The 18,508-nt window shown below is 70.5% G+C and carries 13 protein-coding genes and 1 pseudogene; 10 read left to right on the top strand and 4 right to left on the bottom strand.

Features of this window, described 5'->3' with window-relative positions:
* Window positions 1-186: 186 nt before the first annotated feature.
* Both ACFV7R_RS30085 and ACFV7R_RS30080 read left to right on the top strand, forming a co-directional pair.
* Window positions 187-315: a hypothetical protein gene (locus tag ACFV7R_RS30085; protein WP_385269015.1), complete on the top strand. Its 129-nt coding sequence runs from the start codon at window positions 187-189 to the stop codon at window positions 313-315.
* Window positions 316-331: 16 nt separating this feature from the next.
* The gene (locus tag ACFV7R_RS30080) at window positions 332-829 is read left to right on the top strand and encodes a flavodoxin domain-containing protein (RefSeq protein WP_385269013.1); all 498 of its coding nucleotides are present in this window, start codon (window positions 332-334) and stop codon (window positions 827-829) included.
* Window positions 830-861: 32 nt separating this feature from the next.
* Here ACFV7R_RS30080 and ACFV7R_RS30075 read toward each other — a convergent pair.
* Window positions 862-1,559: pseudogene (locus ACFV7R_RS30075) on the bottom strand (CBS domain-containing protein).
* A 633-nt stretch (window positions 1,560-2,192) separates the two neighbouring features.
* On the opposite strand from ACFV7R_RS30075, the gene ACFV7R_RS30070 reads away from it, so the two are divergent.
* A complete protein-coding gene (locus ACFV7R_RS30070) occupies window positions 2,193-3,116 on the top strand; it encodes a carbamate kinase (RefSeq protein ID WP_385269011.1) in 924 nt (307 codons plus the stop codon).
* Window positions 3,117-3,310: 194 nt separating this feature from the next.
* On the opposite strand, the gene ACFV7R_RS30065 is transcribed toward ACFV7R_RS30070, so the two are convergent.
* The gene (locus tag ACFV7R_RS30065) at window positions 3,311-3,892 is read right to left on the bottom strand and encodes a hypothetical protein (protein ID WP_385269009.1); all 582 of its coding nucleotides are present in this window, start codon (window positions 3,890-3,892) and stop codon (window positions 3,311-3,313) included.
* A gap of 314 nt (window positions 3,893-4,206) precedes the next feature.
* On the opposite strand from ACFV7R_RS30065, the gene ACFV7R_RS30060 reads away from it, so the two are divergent.
* From ACFV7R_RS30060 to ACFV7R_RS30030, 7 genes are all read left to right on the top strand, one after another.
* Window positions 4,207-5,205 (top strand): Acg family FMN-binding oxidoreductase, encoded by a 999-nt coding sequence (locus tag ACFV7R_RS30060; protein ID WP_385269007.1) that lies wholly within the window; start codon window positions 4,207-4,209, stop codon window positions 5,203-5,205.
* A gap of 382 nt (window positions 5,206-5,587) precedes the next feature.
* Complete coding sequence (locus ACFV7R_RS30055) at window positions 5,588-6,028, top strand: pyridoxamine 5'-phosphate oxidase family protein (protein ID WP_385269005.1); 441 nt, start codon at window positions 5,588-5,590, stop codon at window positions 6,026-6,028.
* A 266-nt stretch (window positions 6,029-6,294) separates the two neighbouring features.
* Window positions 6,295-7,128, top strand: a complete 834-nt coding sequence (locus ACFV7R_RS30050; RefSeq protein ID WP_385269003.1) for a universal stress protein — start codon at window positions 6,295-6,297, stop codon at window positions 7,126-7,128.
* Window positions 7,129-7,422: 294 nt separating this feature from the next.
* Window positions 7,423-8,046 carry a hypothetical protein gene (locus tag ACFV7R_RS30045; RefSeq protein ID WP_385269001.1) on the top strand — a complete coding sequence of 208 codons (624 nt, stop codon included), beginning with the start codon at window positions 7,423-7,425 and terminating at the stop codon, window positions 8,044-8,046.
* 234 nt (window positions 8,047-8,280) lie between these two features.
* Window positions 8,281-10,542 carry a formate C-acetyltransferase gene (gene pflB, locus ACFV7R_RS30040; RefSeq protein WP_385268999.1) on the top strand — a complete coding sequence of 754 codons (2,262 nt, stop codon included), beginning with the start codon at window positions 8,281-8,283 and terminating at the stop codon, window positions 10,540-10,542.
* On the top strand, window positions 10,539-11,285 hold the full coding sequence (pflA, locus tag ACFV7R_RS30035; RefSeq protein ID WP_385268997.1) for a pyruvate formate-lyase-activating protein: 747 nt from the start codon (window positions 10,539-10,541) through the stop codon (window positions 11,283-11,285). The genes pflB and pflA overlap by 4 nt, the downstream gene beginning before the upstream one ends.
* Window positions 11,286-11,793: 508 nt before the next feature.
* A complete protein-coding gene (locus tag ACFV7R_RS30030; protein ID WP_385268995.1) occupies window positions 11,794-12,786 on the top strand; it encodes an Acg family FMN-binding oxidoreductase in 993 nt (330 codons plus the stop codon).
* A gap of 115 nt (window positions 12,787-12,901) precedes the next feature.
* Here ACFV7R_RS30030 and adhE read toward each other — a convergent pair whose 3' ends face one another.
* Window positions 12,902-15,574 (bottom strand): bifunctional acetaldehyde-CoA/alcohol dehydrogenase, encoded by a 2,673-nt coding sequence (adhE, locus tag ACFV7R_RS30025; RefSeq protein WP_385268993.1) that lies wholly within the window; start codon window positions 15,572-15,574, stop codon window positions 12,902-12,904.
* Window positions 15,575-15,790: 216 nt separating this feature from the next.
* A complete protein-coding gene (gene ppdK / locus ACFV7R_RS30020; protein ID WP_385268991.1) occupies window positions 15,791-18,475 on the bottom strand; it encodes a pyruvate, phosphate dikinase in 2,685 nt (894 codons plus the stop codon).
* Window positions 18,476-18,508: the final 33 nt, after the last annotated feature.

Raw genomic sequence — 18,508 nt, 5'->3', positions numbered from 1 at the left:
GTCGAAGACGGCCGCTCCGACCCCATCTGCGCCGGCTCCGCTGAAGAGGGAACAGCCATGCAGTACAACAAGGTCGGCTCCGTGCCACGGACGTCGTCCGCGCCGAGTACGGCACCCCGTTCAAGGAGGTCGCGAGGCTGCTCGCGGCCCACCGGATCAGCGGACTGCCGGTGGTCGACGAGGTCGATGACCCGCCGGATCGACGGCGTGGTCGGCGTGGTCGGCAAACTCACCTACCGACTGGACGACGCCCGCCTGCGCACCCGGGAGCAGGCGCTGCACGGCGTAGCAGACGACTGGCTGCGCCGCATTTGAGAGGAGGCGCATCCCCATGACCGGCACCGTGTTGGTCACCTACGGAACCACGAACGGATCGACGGCGCAGATCGCCGAAACCATCGCCGGCGTCCTGCGCAAGGAAGGGCTGACGGTCGAGGCCCTTCCGGCCCGGTCCGTCTCGAGCGTGGCGTCGTACGACGCCGTGGTGGCCGGCGGCGGACTGTACGCCGGACGCTGGCAGAAGCACGCCCGCCGATTCCTGCGCCGACACCGCCACGCCCTGGCCGAACGCCCACTGTGGTTGTTCAGCAGTGGCCCGCTCGACGCCTCGGCCTCGGAGCGGGACATCCCGCCCGTGCCCGGCGTGAAGAAGGCCATGGTCGCGCTCGACGCCAGGGCACACGTCACCTTCGGAGGTTGCCTGGAGGAGGGGGCGAAGGGATGGGTCGCACGGATGATCCTCCGCAACGGAAAGGGCGGGGACTTCCGCGACTTCACCGCGATCGAGACGTGGGCGGCACGTGTCGCCGACGAGCTGACGCACACGTAACCCTCATCATCCGCTCGGGTGCGTCACGAGGTTCAGGTGTTCTCGCCACGACTCGACGGGGCAGGAGAAGGAACCGAGGGACGGTCGTGCTCGGAGAGGTCGAACTCCACGTCCACGACTCCTTCAACGGCCCGTACCAGACGTGCGGCCACCGGGACCAGCGACGTGTCGCGGATGCGGCCGCTGAGCGTCACGATCCCGTCCCGCACGGCCACACGCGCGGCGGACGTCGACGCGGGGAAGAGGCAGGACACGACCTCCCGGCGGACCTCCTCCGCGATCTCCTCGTCATCGCGCAGGAACACCTTCAGCAGGTCGGCGCGGCTGACGATGCCCTGCAGCATGCCCAGCTCATCGACGACCGGGAGCCGTTTGACCTTGGTGCGTGCCATGGTCCGTGCGGCCTGCGCGAGTGTCGCGTCCGCGTGGACGGTGAGGGCCGGGGAGGTCATCAGCTCCCCCGCGGTCACCGCGCCGGCCTTGGCAGGTCGGACAGGCGCCGCGGCTGGGTGCATCGGTCGGGGTCGCTGTCGCGGAACTCCTCCTTGGGCAGCAGATCGGCCTCGGAGACGACCCCGACTACGCGGCCTTCGCCCTCCAGGACGGGAAGGGCACTGACCTTCCAGTCCTGCATCGTCCGCACGACCTCCTTGAAAGAGGCGCCGCGGCCGACGGCGGCGACGGTGTGCGTCATCACGTCACTCACGCTGTGCGGGCCGCCGTGCCTCATGCCTCCCGGGGCGGGAGCGTTCATGGCGTGTCTCCAGTCAGGCGTACGGATCTGCCACTTCCAGCCTGCGCCCGTGCCCTGTGTCGGACGATGGGCCAACCGGCCCCATGGCCCGGCCGACCGGCACCGCGTCCGGGTCCTTCGGCACCCTGTGCCGGAACGGTTCCGGATGTTCGATGAAGACGAGAGACGACTCGGTGGAAGGGGGTGTGCAGTGTGGCTACGTCACTGACCTCGGAGTTCTGGAGGCTGTTTGCGGTTCTCCTGGTGGTCTCCACGGCGGTCACATTCGTGCTCAGTGCGATATTCGACGCACTGGTACTGCGGACGCTGCGGCGTCGTGCCGGCCGTCGACCGGCCGTTGCGGGGGCGGTGGGGGCGTCCCGCCAACCGGATCGGATACTGGTACATCAGTGAGCAGCCAGCAATGAGCTGGGGAAGCGTGGAGCCGCCGTATCCGGTCAACGGCAAGACGTCGACCGGCCACCGGCCTTCCCGACGCATGGTGTGGGCATCCCGCCCTGGTCGACCGACGTCTTCTCCCCCGCCCGCCCTCTATCGCCTTCGATCAGGTGGAGAACCGGCTGCACACCATCAGCGCTGTATTCGTGGCCACCCTGGAGGTCCAAAGCCATGCGTATCGTCATCGCCCTCGGCGGCAACGCACTGTTGCGGCGGGGCGATCGTCCCGACGCGGACGTTCAGGAGGCGAACATCGACCGGGTGGCCACCGCGATCGCCGGCCTCGCCCTGGAACACGAGATTGTCGTCACCCATGGCAACGGGCCGCAGCTCGGTCTTCTCGCCGAGGAGAGCGCCGCCGATCCGGCGCTGAGGGCTCCCTACCCGCTGGACCTGCTCGGCGCCCAGACACAGGGGATGATCGGCTCGCTGCTGGTCCGTGCACTGTACGACGCGCTGCCGGGGCACCGGATCGCCGCGCTGGTCACGCATACCCTCGTACGGGCCGACGACCCGGCATTCGGCCAGCCCACGAAGTTCGTCGGCCAGGTGTACTCCCGCAGGATCGCCGAGGGGCTGGCCCGCAGGCACGGCTGGCACATCGCCAAGGACGGCAAAGGCTGGCGCCGCGTGGTCCCCTCACCGTCGCCCGAACGGATCCTGGAGAGCGAGACCATCCACGACCTGCTCGGAAGCGGCGCCCTGGTCCTGTGTGCCGGCGGCGGAGGCGTCCCCGTCACCGCCGACAACGACACCGGTGCACTGACCGGCGTCGAGGCAGTCGTCGACAAGGACCTCACGACGGCCCTGCTCGCCGAGGACCTCAAGGCCGACTTCCTGCTCATCCTCACCGACGTCCCGTGCGTCTATGCCGGCTATGGCACCCACGACCAGCAGCCCGTCCTCGACGCAACGCCCGACGACCTGCGCCGCGGAGGCTACCCCGACGGTTCCATGGGCCCCAAGACCGAGGCCGCCGCCCGGTTCGTCGAGCGCACCGGAGGACTGGCGGCCATCGGAGCCCTCGATGCTGCGTACGAGATCGTTCACGGGAAATCGGGGACGCTTGTGCGCCCTGACCTGACTGTCGGCTGAGATGCCCCGCCGTAGGGGAGGGGGCAGCCCCAGCGCTACAGCCCAAGGGCCGAACGTGGGGCAGTTGATCCGCGAGCCGAGGCACGTCGCAGGAGTCGGATCGCCGGCCCACGACCGATACGACCATGGAGGCGGAACCGCCCGCCCGTGTCCTCGTATGCCTTGACCGCTCCTGCCGCGTGGCCGAGCGTGGATCATCCGGTCTTGTGGCCCCACCGCGGGCCGACGAGGTCCCACTCCCTGCCCCACTGCTCGATGCGCTGCTGGTCGAGCCTCCACCGTGCGAGGGCTCCGGCGCCGAAGACGAGGCCGGCGAAGGCGAGCGCGGCCCCGGTGGCCAGGACGCCGGCTTCGACGGCTGCTTCCGTCGGACTCGGCGGCTCGGCGGTGATCTCGCCTCGGCCGTCCGTCCAGACGACGGTCCTGGCCCCGGCCTTCAGACCGATGTTCACCAAGGTCTTGTCGGTGTGGACGGAACCGTCGGGGTCCGTCCAGCGGACTCGCGCGGCGGTTTTGTCGCTGGTGGTCCCGGCCCCCGCCACGCTCCGCGGGACGTCGGTGAGGAGCACAGCGCGCACGGGAACGCGCTCGGCGCGCTGCCGGGCGAACACCTCGTCGGCTGCGTCAGCCGTCATCAGGCCGACGACCGCGCCGCCCACCGCGATGACCACCCACACGGCCAGCACGACCCACGCTTCCACGATGTCACCGCGCCGTCGCAGTGGGTTGTTCCGCCATCGCCAGAACCTCTTCTTCGTACGCCTGTTGGCCTCCATCGGTCTGCCCCTCCTCCTGGTCGTGACGTTCACGAAGGTGACAGTCGAGAACGTGCCTGGGCATGGGCCGACCAGGCAGCACCGGAGGGCCGACGGGGGCCAACTCACAGCCGATGTTGGGCCGTTCAGCCCATGCACGGACGGTGACCGGAGGCGGGAGATATGGCGGTGTTCCCGTCTGCCACTCACTCGGTGAGGTGTGGCCCGTCCGGGCCCGGCGGCGGGACCATCGGCCCCTCACGGGACGGTGGTCAGGCGCCCACGCTCGTAGGACAGCACCCCCCGGTCCTACGCCGACGCTTGAGGAGGGCACCATGCACAGCACACTTCTGGACGGCGTGATTCCGGAGACCTGCGTGTCGGCCGCGGTCGCCGCGCCCTCGATCCACAACACCCAGCCATGGCGCTTCCGCCTGGATGCCGAGTCGAGCACGTTCCAGGTGCGCGCCGCCCCTGAACGCGGCCTGCGGCACACGGACCCGGCAGGTCGTGCCCTGCATCTTTCGGTGGGGGCGTGCCTGTTGAACCTCCGGGTCGCGATCGCGCACTCCGGATGGTCACCGGTCAGGCGCCTGCTGCCCGCCCCGGAGGACCCCGGCCTGCTCGCCGTTGTCCGCTTGGCCGGATCCGCTGCCCGCCCCACAGAGCACCGCGCCGACCTGTATGAGGCGATCTGGCGCAGGCACAGCAGCCGCCTCCCGTTCTCAGGGCGGCCGCTGCCACCGTATCTGCGTAACGAACTTCGTGAAGCCGCCCGCTTGGAGGGCGCGCGGCTGTGGTTCCCCGACCCCATCGAGACGGCGCGACTGCTCCACCTGACCGCAGAGGCCGAGCGCCGCAACCGCATCGACACCGACCGCGCTTCGGAGAGCAACCGCTGGGTGCACCGAGACCTGGAGCCGAATCCCGATGTGGGCCTGCCGCAGGCCGTGCTCGGCCCCCAGGACGCCAGCGAACACCTTCCCCTGCGCGACTTCACCGCGCAGCGGCACACCGAACGACTGGTCGTCCGACTGTTTGAGGCAGCACCCGTCATCGCTGTGCTGATCACCGAGCATGACCGCCGCGCCGATTGGCTGCGGGCCGGACAGGCGCTCCAGCACGTGTGGCTCCTCGCCACGGCCCATGGGTTGCGCGCCTCCCTGCTGCACCAGGCGCTGGAGTGGCCGGACCTGCGCAGGTCCCTGAGCCCGACGCCCGGGCGGACCGGTCATGCGCAGATGCTCATCCGCCTCGGATACGGCCCCGAAGGCGCTGCGAGCCCGCGGCGCGCCCCGCGCGCGGTGCTCGATGAGGTGCTGCCGAGTCGCTAGCCCACCGGTCCGGCCGTCAGCCCGCCGCGGCGGCGGCCTCCGAGGTACGGGCCAGGGCCTCGCCCAGGCTGGAGTGCAGCTCGAAGACACCTGCCGGGCAAAGCGAAGTGGCGGTAGGGCCGGTCGGCCCTACCGCCCGGTTCTGCTCACCGATCGGTTCTGGCGGACCTGCCGCGCCCGCCACGAGGGATGAAGCAGCCGACCGGCCCAAGGCAGGACCAGCACCTCCCCGGAAGGCCCGCCCGTTGGGGGACAGACCTCGGCGTGACACGGGTCGTTCTCCGGCAAGGCTGGGGCCGATGGGCCCCATCGTCCCGGGCCTCATCCCGCTCAGGATGAAAAGACGCAATACCGCTTTACTGGGCGAAAGACAGGCTGGCTGATGTACCCCAACGACGGTTTCCGCGAACTCGGGCGGGAGGAGTGCCTGCGGCTGATGGCCAAGGTGCCCGTCGGCCGCATCGTCTTCACACGCCGGGCCCTGCCCGCCGTGCTGCCGGTCAACTTCAGCCTCGACGGCGACGGCGGGGTCCTGCTGCGCACCTCCGCAGCCTCGGAGCTGGTCCGCGCGATCGACGGCGCGGTGGTCGCCTTCGAGGCAGACGACGTCGACGCGGTCCGGCACTCCGGCTGGAGCGTTGTTGTCACGGGCTCGGCCGCGGTGGTGACCGACCCCGCCGAGCACGAACGCCTGGCCCGCACCGGCCCGGTCTCCTGGGCGCCTTCGCCGCAGGAGGTCTTCGTCCGCATCGAGCCCGAACTCGTCACCGGGCGTGAGCTCATCGGCGGACGCAGCCTGTACGGCTTGAATCTCACCGCCTGAACGTCTCTGCCCTCCTCCCCGGGATCCCTCTCGTCCGGCCGGGGCCGGGGCGGGGGCCTTACGGCCCGACGGGACGGGCCGTAAGGCGTGCCGACGGGTTCCATCGGCCTCTGCCCGCAGCGTCCCGCGGACGATGAGCATCCTTCGTGGACCCGCCGTGGTATCGACGCCCAGTCGACCGGCAGCGGGTTCGCCACCGCCCTCGGGGCTCCCACGGGCGCCCCACGGGGTGGCCCCCGGTGCACGGAACGGAAGGGAACAGGACAATGAATGATCGTCATGTGGTCGTCGGAGTGGACGGTTCACTGGTCGCCGTTCAGGCCTTGGACCAGGCCGCCGAGGAAGCGGTGCGCCGCAGCACCGCGTTGCGCATCGTCTACGCCGTGGCCGACCGCGACGAGGCGGGGCCTGTTCTGGTGTCTGCCGCGGCGCGGGTTGAGGAGCGCCACCCCGGTCTGCCGGTGGAGACAAGGGCCGTGGAGGACGGCGCCGTGCGGGCGCTGGCGCGGGAGAGCGCGGATGCGGTCCTCACCGTCGTGGGCACCCGGGGGTTCGGCAGTGTTTCCGGCCTGCTGGCGGGCTCGGTGAGCTGGCGCCTGACCGCGCACACGCACGGTCCCCTGATGGTCGTACGCGGAGACCATCCCTGCGACGAGGGACGCGAGGTGCTGCTCGGCCTGGAGAGCGACGCCGATGAGGCCGCTGTCGCCTATGCCTTCCAGGAAGCGGCGCGGCGTGGGGTCCGGCTGCGTGTCCTGCACGCCTCGACGCACCGGCACACCACACCCGAGCTGCCCTCGTTGGTGGCCGCGACGAGCCCCGGCCAGGAGCGCCAGGCCCGGATCGACCGGGCGGAAGAAGCCGTGCCGCGGTTCAGCATCGCCCGGCTGAGGGAGGAGTACCCCCAGGCAGAGGTCGACAGCCGGACGGTCCGCACCGACCCGGCTCACGCCCTGTTGGCGGGCACGCGCGAGGCCGGCGTCGTGGTCATCGGTATGTGCCGGCGCGGGGGCCGGCTCGGTCCACCGCTCGGTCCGGTTGCGCACGTCCTGCTGCGCGACTCCCACTGCCCGCTGGTGCTGGTGCCGCAGACCGGATGACGGGCACCGCGATCCCGAGATGGCCCGGTCGGCCCTGTCGGGTACCCGGCGGGTCGGGGAGGACGGGGAGTTACGGACCCGCATGCACCTCCCATCGAACCCCGATCCGGAAGGGCCCCATGACTGGTCCTGGGCGGCTGACCGATGCCAACGGGTCCCGGACAGAGGGGGCCGTTCGGCCCCCTTGCCGGGCCCTGCAGCCTCTCTGCCGGGCGGTGACGACGCGGGACATTGAAGGCGCAACGAGAGTCGTCCACATTCTGCGCGTCGCACCCCTCGAAAGGGATGAGCATCATGGCAGTGCACGACCACCCCCACCGGCATCTGGGATTCCGCTTCCCGTCCCTGCGCAGGGCGGGGACGGCCCCCGCCTCCGCCGACGAGGCGGCCGCCGCCGCGACGGCGACCCGTGCGTACGTGTTCGCCGGGCTCCGCCTGCTGACCGGCTTCGTCTTCCTGTGGGCGTTCCTCGACAAGACCTTCGGCTTCGGCTACGCCACGCAGTCCGGCAAGGGCTGGATCGACGGCGGCTCGCCGACCAAGGGCTTCCTCAGCGGCGTGGCGGTCGGCCCGATGGAGTCCACCTTCCACGACTGGGCCGGGGCCCCCTGGGCGGACTGGCTGTTCATGCTCGGCCTGCTCGGCATCGGCCTCGCCCTGATCGCGGGCATCGGTCTGCGGCTCGCCGCGGTCGCCGGCACCGCCATGATGGCGCTGATGTGGATCGCGGAGTGGCCGCCGGCCAAGCACCTGTCCGACGGGTCGCCGAGCATGTCCACCAACCCGTTCGTCGACTACCACCTCATCTACGCCGTCGTCCTCATCGCCCTCGCGGCCGCGGGCGCCGGCGCCACCTGGGGCCTGGGCAGGGCCTGGGCACGACTGCCCTTCGTCAGCCGCAACCGCTGGCTGCTCTGAGGGCCGCAGGCTCGTCGGACCGGGGCACCTCCGCTCATCGGCGGGGGTGCCCCGGCCGCTCGTCCACGCAGGATCTGTGGGGCGAGGTGCGGCCCCTGACCGGGCCCAATGGCCCGACGTACGAGGGACTGATGGCGTGTCCCGGGTACGCCGACAGGCCCTCTCTGCAGGCACCGCGAGCGACGAGCATCGACAGTGCAGACGTTCACGTGAACAGTGAGGGAGAGACCGGCGATGACGGCAACGGTGACAGCTGGACCCCGGGCGACGACCGAGGCATGGCGAGGCTTCGCCGGTACGCGCTGGCGGGACCGGGTCGACGTGCGCGACTTCATCCAGGCCAACTACACGCCGTACGAAGGCGATTGCGCATTCCTGGCCGGGCCGACCGAGCGCACGCTGGCTGTCTGGGGCAAGGTCAGCGCTCTGTTCCCCGAGGAGCGGCGCCGGGGCATCTTCGACGTCGACACGGCCACCCCTTCCACCATCACCTCGCACCGGCCGGGCTTCATCGACCGCGACCGCGAGCTGATCGTGGGCCTGCAGACGGATGCCCCGCTGCGGCGGGCGATCATGCCGAACGGCGGTCTGCGGATGGTGGAGAACGGGCTGAAGGCGTACGGGTACAAGGCAGACCCTTTCGTCACGCGCGTCTTCGGCACGTACCGCAAGACCCACAACGACGGTGTCTTCGACGCCTACACCCCCGAGATGCGCGCCGCCCGCAAGGCCGGGATCATCACCGGCCTGCCGGACGCCTACGGCCGCGGCCGGATCATCGGCGACTACCGGCGCGTCGCGCTGTACGGCACGACCCGGCTGATCGAGGCCAAGCGCACCGAACGGGCCCGCCTGGATGCACAGCAGTCCGGCCCGGACGTCATCCGCGACCGTGAGGAACTCGCCGAGCAGATCAGGGCGTTGGAAGAGCTCGCGCAGATGGCCGCCTCCTACGGCTGCGACGTCACGCGCCCCGCCGCCACCGCCCACGAGGCCGTGCAGTGGCTCTACCTCGGCTTCCTGGCGGCGGTGAAGGAGCAGAACGGCGCCGCGATGTCCCTGGGGCGCACCTCCACCTTCCTGGACGTCTACCTCCAGCGGGACCTGGACGAGGGGACGATCGACGAGACCCGCGCCCAGGAGCTGATCGACGACTTCGTGATCAAGCTGCGGATCGTACGGTTCCTGCGCACCCCCGAGTACGACGCGCTGTTCTCAGGTGACCCGACCTGGGTGACCGAGTCCATCGGCGGTATCGGCTCGGACGGCCGGCCGCTGGTCACCCGCACGTCCTTCCGCTTCCTGCAGACCCTCTACAACCTGGGCCCGGCCCCCGAGCCGAACCTGACCGTCCTGTGGTCGCCTCGGCTGCCCGAGGGTTTCAAGCGCTTCTGCGCCCAGGTGTCCATCGACACCAGCGCCATCCAGTACGAGTCCGACGAGCTCATGCGCCCGCGCACCGGCGACGACACCGCGATCGCCTGCTGCGTGTCCGCGATGGCGGTGGGCAAGCAGATGCAGTTCTTCGGCGCTCGCGTCAACCTGGCCAAGGCGCTGCTGTACGCGATCAATGGCGGCCGGGACGAGATGACCGGCGAGCAGATCGCGCCCGAGGCGCCCGCGCTGACCCGCGAGTACCTGGACTACGAGCAGCTGACGGCGGCGTACGACCACATGCTCGACTGGCTGGCGGCCACCTACGTCGACACCCTCAACGTCATCCACTACATGCACGACAAGTACGCCTACGAGCGCATCGAGATGGCCCTGCACGACCACCCTGTGCACCGCTTCATGGCGTGTGGCATCGCCGGCCTCTCGGTCGCCGTGGACAGCCTGTCCGCCGTCAAGTACGCCCGCGTGAAGGTCATCCGGGACGCCACCGGACTGGCTGTCGACTACGAGACCGAGGGCGACTACCCGGCCTACGGCAACAACGACGACCGGGCCGACGCCATCGCCACCGACCTGGTGACGTCGTTCATGGCGAAGGTGCGCCAGCACCCCACCCATCGGAACGCCGAGCACACCCAGTCCGTGCTGACCATCACCTCCAACGTGGTGTACGGCAAGCACACCGGCAACACCCCCGACGGCCGCCGCGCAGGACAGCCCTTCGCGCCTGGGGCCAACCCGATGAACGGCCGCGACCGGCACGGCGTGGCTGCCTCGGCCCTCTCGGTGGCCAAGCTCCCGTACGAGCAGGCCCGGGACGGCATTTCGCTGACCACGACGATCACGCCCGAGGGACTGGGGCACGACCCGTCCGAGCGCGCGGGCCATCTGGTCGGCATCCTCGACGCGTACATGGCCTCCGGTGGCTTCCACATGAACGTCAACGTCCTGGACCGGGCGACGCTCGAGGACGCCATGGAGCACCCCGAGAAGTACCCGGAACTGACGGTCCGGGTCTCCGGGTACGCGGTCAACTTCGTCCGCCTGACCCGTGAGCAGCAGCTCGACGTGATCAGCCGTACCTTCCACGGATCGCTGTGAACACCACGGTCGAGCCGGCGACGGGCCGGGTCCACTCCTGGGACCTGTCCACGGGAGTGGACGGTCCCGGGACCCGGTTCGTGCTGTTCCTCAGCGGCTGCCCGCTGCGCTGCCTCTACTGCGCCAACCCGGACACCTGGCACATGCGTGACGGGAAGCCGACCACCGTCGACGAGGTGATGGTCGAGATCGAGAAGTACCGGGCCTTCATCTCCACCGCCGGCGGGGGAGTGACGCTCACCGGAGGTGAGGCGCTGCTGCAGCCCGCGTTCACGGCCGGTGTCTTCCGCCGCTGCAAGGAGCTCGGTCTGCACACCGCCCTGGACACCTCCGGTTTCCTCGGCGCCCGCGCGACCGACGCACTCCTCGCCGACACCGACCTGGTCCTGCTGGACATCAAGTCCTTCGACGTCCGCACCTACCGGAAGCTGACCGGTGGTGACCTCGCACCGACCCTCAACTTCGCCACCCGCCTGGACCGGCTCGGCGTACCGGTGTGGATCCGCTACGTCCTGGTGCCTGGCTGGACCGACGACCCGGTGGCCGTCGACGGCCTCGGCGCGTTCCTCGCCGGGCTGGGCAACGTCGACCGGGTGGACGTCCTGCCGTTCCACAAGCTCGGCGCCCACAAGTACGACGCGCTGGGGATCCCCTTCCCCCTGCGCGACACACCGACGCCGGATCCGGAGCTGACGGAGCGGGTACGAGAGCAGTTCCGGGAGCACGGCCTGCGGGCGCTGTGAACGAGTGGCACATCACGGGCGAGCGAGATGCACAAAGCGAGGCGGCGCTGGGAGTGGTTGGCTGTATTGGCCGGCGGCGTTCCATGAAGCTGCACTGCAGGGTGAGCGCGAGGTGCCGCTGCTGCTCGTACGGAGTGGTGAGTTCGGCCGGGTGGTGAGGGGCCGTTCGGCCCCGTCGGCCCGCCGCCGATGGGGACTGTCGGCTCCTCGGCTTGGGCCGGTCGGCCCAGGCACGTGCGTTCCTGGCGCATGACGATGGAACGGTGAGACGAGGAGGCGGACATGACCCAGACGGTGCCGCCCCGGTCGAGAGCGGCGTAGGGGGCTACGCGCAGCATGCGCAGGTTCGATCCGGCCCTGAGGACGGGCGATCGAGGCGGCCGACGGGAGCGCCCTGCCCGGGTCTGGATGCCTGTCGCGGAGCGAGCCGCGGTGGCAGCCTGGAGGTGTAAGGGCCCGGAGACGGACTCGCCCAGGGGCCCGGGGGTGCTCCGGAGTGGAGGACGCGGTGTCGGTGCAACCGCTCACCCGGGAGACGGTGACGGCCTTGGTTTACGACGCCACGGCCGCGCCGTCCCTGCACAACGCGCAACCGTGGCGGTTCCGCTGCTTCCTCGGCAGCCGAACCCTTCATGTGCGCTCGGATCCCCAGCGTGCCGTACCGCACACCGACCCCCACGGCCGGGCCCTCCACCTCGGCTGCGGCGCCGCGCTGATGAACCTGCGCGTCGCGGCCGTGCACGGCGGGTGGCATCCGGGGACCCGGCTGCTGCCCGATCCTCGGGACACCGAGCTGCTCGCCTCCGTACAGCTGACGGCCCTCGGGAGCGGTAAGGGAACCCTCGGCGCGCTGTATCCGGCCCTTCGCACTCGGCATACCAGCCGGCATCCGTTCGAGGAGACGGAGATCCCCGATGCCGTACGGGCTGCTCTGGCGGACGCTGCCCACGACGAGGGCGCCTCGCTGACCTTCCCCACCGGATGGCATCTGCAAGAGGTGTTGGAACTGGCCCAGGAGGCCGAGGCCCGCAACCTCACCGATCACGGCATCCGCGAAGATCTGAGGCAGTGGACCCACGGCGGTGTGCCGTTCTCGGACACGGCCGCGGCAGGGGTGCCGGAATACGCGTTCGGTCCGCGCAAGCTCGGCGGGAAGGCGCCGATGCGCGACTTCGCCGGCGGCCGACCGGTGCCGGGCCGTGCCGCTGCCGAGTTCGAGCACCACCTTCATCTGGCCTTGCTGAGCACGGCCCGAGACCGCCCGGAGGACTGGTTGCGCGCCGGCCAGGCGATGGAGCGCGTCCTTCTGCTGGCCACCCTGAAGGGCCTGTCCAGCTCCTTCGTCACCCAAGCCCTGGAATGGCCCGACCTGCGTCGGCGACTGCGCGATCCGGTGACGGGCACCGGGTATGTGCAGATGGTCCTGCGCCTCGGATACGGCCCGACAGGCCCCGCGACCCCGCGTCGCCCCATGCGAGATGTGCTCGACATCGAGCCCTGACCAGTCACCCCGCGGCCGGCATCCAGGTCGTGGAGGGGCTGCGCAGGCGGTGACCCGCAGCACCCATCAGTGGAGGCCGAGGAGCAGATCGAACAGGACTGTTCGCTGACGGGGCCTACTCGCCAGGTATGCGGTCAGGGCCGTAGTAGGCCGCTCGCATGATCCCCTCCATGTCGTCGAGCATGGGCATCCGAGGGTTGGCGGGCGCGCACTGGTCCTCGTAGGCGTTCAGGGCCTGCTGGGGCAGTGCGTCGAGGAATGCGCGCTCGTCGACGCCGAGGGCCTGGAAGGACGGTTCGATGCCCACGGAGTCGCGCAGCCGCTCGACGGCTGCGGCGAGGGACTCCACGCCCTCGGCCGGGGTGGCGGCGGGCAGGCCGAGGGTGCGGGCGATGTCCTGGAAGCGTTCGGGGGCGCGGTAGTTCTCGTACTTGGGCCAGCCGGTCAGCTTCGTGGGGACGGTGCCGTTGTAGCGGATGACGTGGGGGAGCAGGACCGCGTTGGTGCGGCCGTGCGCGATGTGGAAGGTGGCGCCGAGGGTGTGGGACATGGCGTGGACGATGCCGAGGAAGGCGTTGCCGAAGGCCATGCCCGCGATGGTGCCGGCGTTGTGCATCTTCTCTTGCGCCTCTGGCCGCGCGGCACGGTTGTTCACCGCGGCTTCGATGTGGTCGAAGATCAGGCGGATCGCGTGCAGGGCGAGGCCGTCGGTGAAGTCGTTGGCGTAGACGGACACGTACGCCTCGATGGCGTGCGTGAGGGCGTCGAAGCCGCTGTCGGCGGCCAGGGCCGGGGGCAGTTCGGTGGTGAGCAGCGGGTCGACGATGGCCACGCTGGGCGTGAGCGCGTAGTCGGCCAGCGGGTACTTCTTGCCCGTCGCCGGGTCGGAGATCACGGCGAACGGCGTGACCTCCGCGCCGGTGCCGGAGGTGGTGGGCACGCACACCAGGCGGGCCAGCCTGCCCAGGACGGGGAAGCGGAAGGCGCGCTTGCGGATGTCGGAGAACTTGTGCCGCATGTCGGCGAAGTCGATGTCCTTGCCGTCGGCCTGCTGCTCGTACAGCAGCCACATCACCTTGGCCGCGTCCATGGGCGAGCCGCCGCCCAGCGCGATGATCGTGTCCGGGCGGAAGTCGCCCATGAGGCGGGCTCCGCGGCGGACGGAGTCGATGCTCGGCTCGGGCTCGACGTTGTCGATGACCTGGACGGTCACCGGCTCGCGGCGGCGCTGCAGGACGCGGGTAATGCGGTCGACGAAGCCGAGGCGGGTCATGGTCGCGTCGGTGACGACCGTGACGCGGTGGATGTCCGGCATGTCGGCGAGATAGCGGATGGCCTGCGGTTCGAAGTAGATCTTCGGTGGGACCTTGAACCACTGGAGGTTGTTGCGGCGGGTGGAGACCCGCTTGACGTTCAGCAGCTGGGGAGCGGAGACGTTGTTGGACACCGATGTGCTGCCCCAGGAGCCGCAGCCCAGGGTCAGGGAGGGCAGCAGGTTGTTGTAGATGCCGCCGATGGCGCCCTGCGAGGAGGGCGAGTTGACGATGACCCGTACGGTCTTCATACGTCGGCCGTACGCCTCGGCGAGCGCGCGGTCCTCGGTGTGGATGACGGAGCTGTGGCCCTGTCCGTGGAAGGCGACCATGTCGGCGGCCAGGTCGAAGCCCTGCCGGTCGGAGCCGGCGCGCAGCACGGCGAGGACCGGGCAGAGCTTCTCGCGGGTCAGCGGCTCGTCCGGGCCGACCCGTTCGGCCTCGACCAGGATGACCGAGGTGTCCGCGGGGACGGTGAATCCGGCCTGCTCGGCGATCCACTGAGGGCTCTGGCCGACGGCCGCCGCGTTCACCTTGGGCTCGCAACCGCTGTTCGAGGCGGCGGCGGGGAAGAGGAACCGCTCCAGCTTCACCTTCTCCTCGGCGGTCGCCAGGTGGGCGTGCAGGGCGCGGAACTCGGCGATGGCCGCGTCGTAGATCTCCTCGTCGAGGATGACGGCCTGCTCGGAGGCACAGATCATGCCGTTGTCGAACGACTTGGACAGCACCAGGTCGTTGACGGCCCGGCGCAGCTTCGCGCTCTTGTGCACGTACGCGGGAACGTTGCCGGCGCCCACGCCCAGGGCGGGCTTTCCGGCCGAGTAGGCCGCCTTGACCATGGCGTTGCCGCCGGTGGCCAGGACGAGGGAGACGCCGGGGTGGTGCATGAGTGTCCTGGTCGCCTCGACGGACGGGGCCTCGATCCACTGGACGCAGTGCTCCGGCGCCCCCGCGGCGACGGCCGCGTCCCGCACGATCCGGGCCGCCTCGGCGCTGCACCGCTGGGCGGAGGGGTGGAAGGCGAACACGACCGGGTTACGGGTCTTCAGCGCCATCAGCGCCTTGAAGATCGTGGTGGAGGTCGGGTTGGTCACGGGCGTGATCGCGCATACCACGCCGACCGGTTCCGCGATCTCGACCATGTCCTCGATGTCGTCGCGGGCGATGACGCCGACCGTCTTCATGTGGCCCATGCTGTGCGTGACGTGCTCGCACGCGAACATGTTCTTCGCGGCCTTGTCCTCGAAGACGCCGCGTCCGGTCTCCTGCACGGCGAGCCGTGCGAGCGCGGTGTGCCGGTCCAGAGCGGCGACCGACGCCTTGTTGACGATGTGGTCGACCTGCTCCTGATCGAGGGCCTCGTAGTCGGCCAGTGCCTTGAGCCCGTTCGTGACCAGCCGGTCGACGGCGACGGCGATGTCCGACGGCGCCTCGGCGGGGGCAGCGATCCCGGTTCGGTCGTCGTGGCGGGTCATGTGTGTACCTCCGTGGTCGAAGTGAAGCCGCACAGCGGCCCGTACAGAGCGGCGCTGTGGGGGAGCGGCGTGGCTCCACCACCAGCGTCTGTCCGGCACCGCCCCGCTGTGCAGGTCCCCGGGGCCCCGTCGGGCGTCCGGCCGGCCCTGATCACCCGGGCCGGGTGGCCCCCACCGCGCCGTGATCGTGCGCTGCGGAGCGGCGCAGGTGCCCTGTCACCTGCTGTCGCTGCCCTCCGTCTCGGGCAGGGCGGCACGTCCGGCCTCGAGGCGCGCGACCGGGACGCGGAACGGTGAGCAGGAGACGTGGTCGAGCCCGGCAGCGTGGAAGAAGTGCACCGACTCCGGGTCGCCACCGTGCTCGCCGCAGACGCCGATCTTCAGGTCGGGCCGTGCGGCGCGGCCCTCGGCCACCGCGATCTCGACGAGGCGCCCCACACCGTCGCGGTCGATCGTCTCGAAGGGGGACACCTTGAAGATGCCCTTGTCGAGGTAGGCGGAGAAGAACGCCGCCTCGACGTCGTCGCGGGAGAAGCCCCACGTGGTCTGGGTCAGGTCGTTGGTGCCGAAGGAGAAGAACTGCGCCTCCTCGGCGATGTGGCCCGCGGTGAGGGCGGCGCGGGGCAGCTCGATCATCGTGCCGACCGGGCATGCGACGGGAATGCCGGACTCCTTGGAGACCTCGGCCAGTACCTGCTCCACCTCCTCACGGACGATCCGCAGCTCCTCGACCGTGTCGACGAGGGGCACCATGATCTCCGCCCGCGGATCTCCGCCGGCCCGCTTGCGCTGCACGACCGCCTCGGCGATGGCCCGTACCTGCATGGCGACCAGACCGGGTGCCACCAGGCCCAGGCGGACACCGCGCAGGCCGAGCATCGGATTCTCCTCGTGCATGCGGTTGACGGCATCGAGCAGTTCGGCGTCGTGCGGGTCGGGCCGGTCGCCGTGGGCTTCGGCGGCGGTGATGCGTACGGCCAGTTCGGTGCGGTCGGGCAGGAACTCGTGCAGCGGCGGGTCGAGGAGGCGGATGGTGACCGGCAGGCCGTCCATCGCCTCCAGAATGCCGACGAAGTCCTGCCGCTGCAGCGGCAGCAGAGCCTCCAGCGCGCGTTCGCGTTCGGCATCGGTGCGGGCCAGGATCATCGCCTCGACCAGCTGCCGACGGTCGCCGAGGAACATGTGCTCCGTGCGGCACAGGCCGATGCCCTCGGCTCCGAACCGGCGGGCGCGGGCGGCATCCTCGGGAGTGTCCGCGTTGGCCCGGATCCCCAACCGCCGTACGTCGTCGGCATGTTGCATGGCGCGGGCCACGGCGTCGACCACCCCGGCCGAGACGTCACCCGTCTCGAAGTACCGCATCACCGCCGAGTCCACCAGCGGGGCCGCGCCCGGGTAGACGGCGCCCTCGGAGCCGTCGACGGAGATGACCGTGCCCTCCTCGACGGTGGTGTCGCCCACGCTGAGGCGGCGCTCCTGCGAGTCGACGGAGATCTCCTCGGCACCGCACACGCACACCTTGCCCATGCCGCGGGCGACCACCGCCGCGTGGCTGGTCTTGCCGCCGCGGCTGGTGAGCACCGCCTGGGCGGCGACCATTCCGGGCAGGTCGTCGGGTGTGGTCTCCTGCCGTACGAGGATCACCTTCTCCCCGGCGGCGGCACGCCGGACCGCCTCGGCCGAGTCGAAGACCGCGGCGCCCACGGCTGCGCCCGGTGAGGCCGGGATGCCGTGCGCGAGCGCCTCTCCTATGGCGGAGGTGTCGAAGCGGGGGAACATCAGGCGGGCGAGGCCGTCGCCGCTGACACGTACCAGGCCCTCGTCGGAGGTGATGAGTCCCTCGTCCGCCAGCTCGGCGGCGATGGCGAAAGCGGCTTCGGCGGTGCGCTTGCCGACCCGGGTCTGCAGCATCCACAGCCGGCCGCGCTCGATGGTGAACTCGATGTCGCACAGGTCGCGGTAGTGGGTCTCCAACAGCCCCATGTGGTCGCGTAGTTGGACGTACGCTTCCGGGTTGAGGTGCTTGAGCCGGTCCAGCCCGACGGTGTTGCGGATGCCCGCGACGACGTCCTCGCCCTGGGCGTTGGGCAGGTAGTCGCCGTACAGACCGCGGTGCCCGGTGGCCGGGTCACGGGTGAAGGCGACACCGCTGCCGGAGTCGGGCCCGAGATTGCCGAAGACCATGGTCTGCACATTGACCGCGGTGCCCAGGCCGTCGGGGATGCGCTCGCGACGCCGGTAGAGGCGGGCGCGCTCGCCGTTCCAGGACTCGAAGACGGCCAGGACCGCCCGACGCAGCTGCTCCGCCGGGGACTGCGGGAAGTACTCACCCGTCTCCTGACGGATCAGCTCCTTGTACGCCTCGACGAGTTCCGCCAGATCGACCGCGTCCAGGTCCAGGTCGTCGACCGCGCCGCGGGCTTCCTTCAGGCGGGCCATGACGTTCTCGAACAGTGCACTGTCGACGCCCATGACGGTGCTGCCGAACATCTGCAGAAGGCGGCGGTAGGAGTCCCAGGCGAAGCGTTCGTTCCCGGAGGACTTCGCCAGGCCGAGGACCGATTCGTCGTTGAGGCCGATGTCCAGGATCGTCTCCATCATGCCGGGCATGGAGAAGCGGGCTCCGGAACGGACGGACAGTAGCAGCGGGTCGTCCGGCTGCCCCAGCCGCCGTCCGGCGGCCTGCTCCAGGACGGTCAGGTGGTGGGAGATCTCGCGGGACAGGCCCTCCGGTTCGGAGCCGGTGGCGAGGAAGGCCCGGCAGGCTTCGGTGGTGACGGTGAAGCCGGGCGGCACCGGCAGACCCATCCGGGTCATCTCGGCCAGGTTGGCGCCCTTGCCGCCGAGCAGGTCGGCCATGTCACGGCCGCCCTCGGTGAACGCGTACACGTAACGGACCATGACAGTGCTGTTCCTTCCTGCTTTGCAGGGGCG

This window comes from Streptomyces sp. NPDC059866 (assembly GCF_042731325.1).
GTDB lineage: Bacteria > Actinomycetota > Actinomycetes > Streptomycetales > Streptomycetaceae > Streptomyces > Streptomyces flavusporus.
The sequence above is the reverse complement of the archived record's forward strand: the minus strand, read 5'-3'. Positions and strand labels throughout refer to the sequence as shown.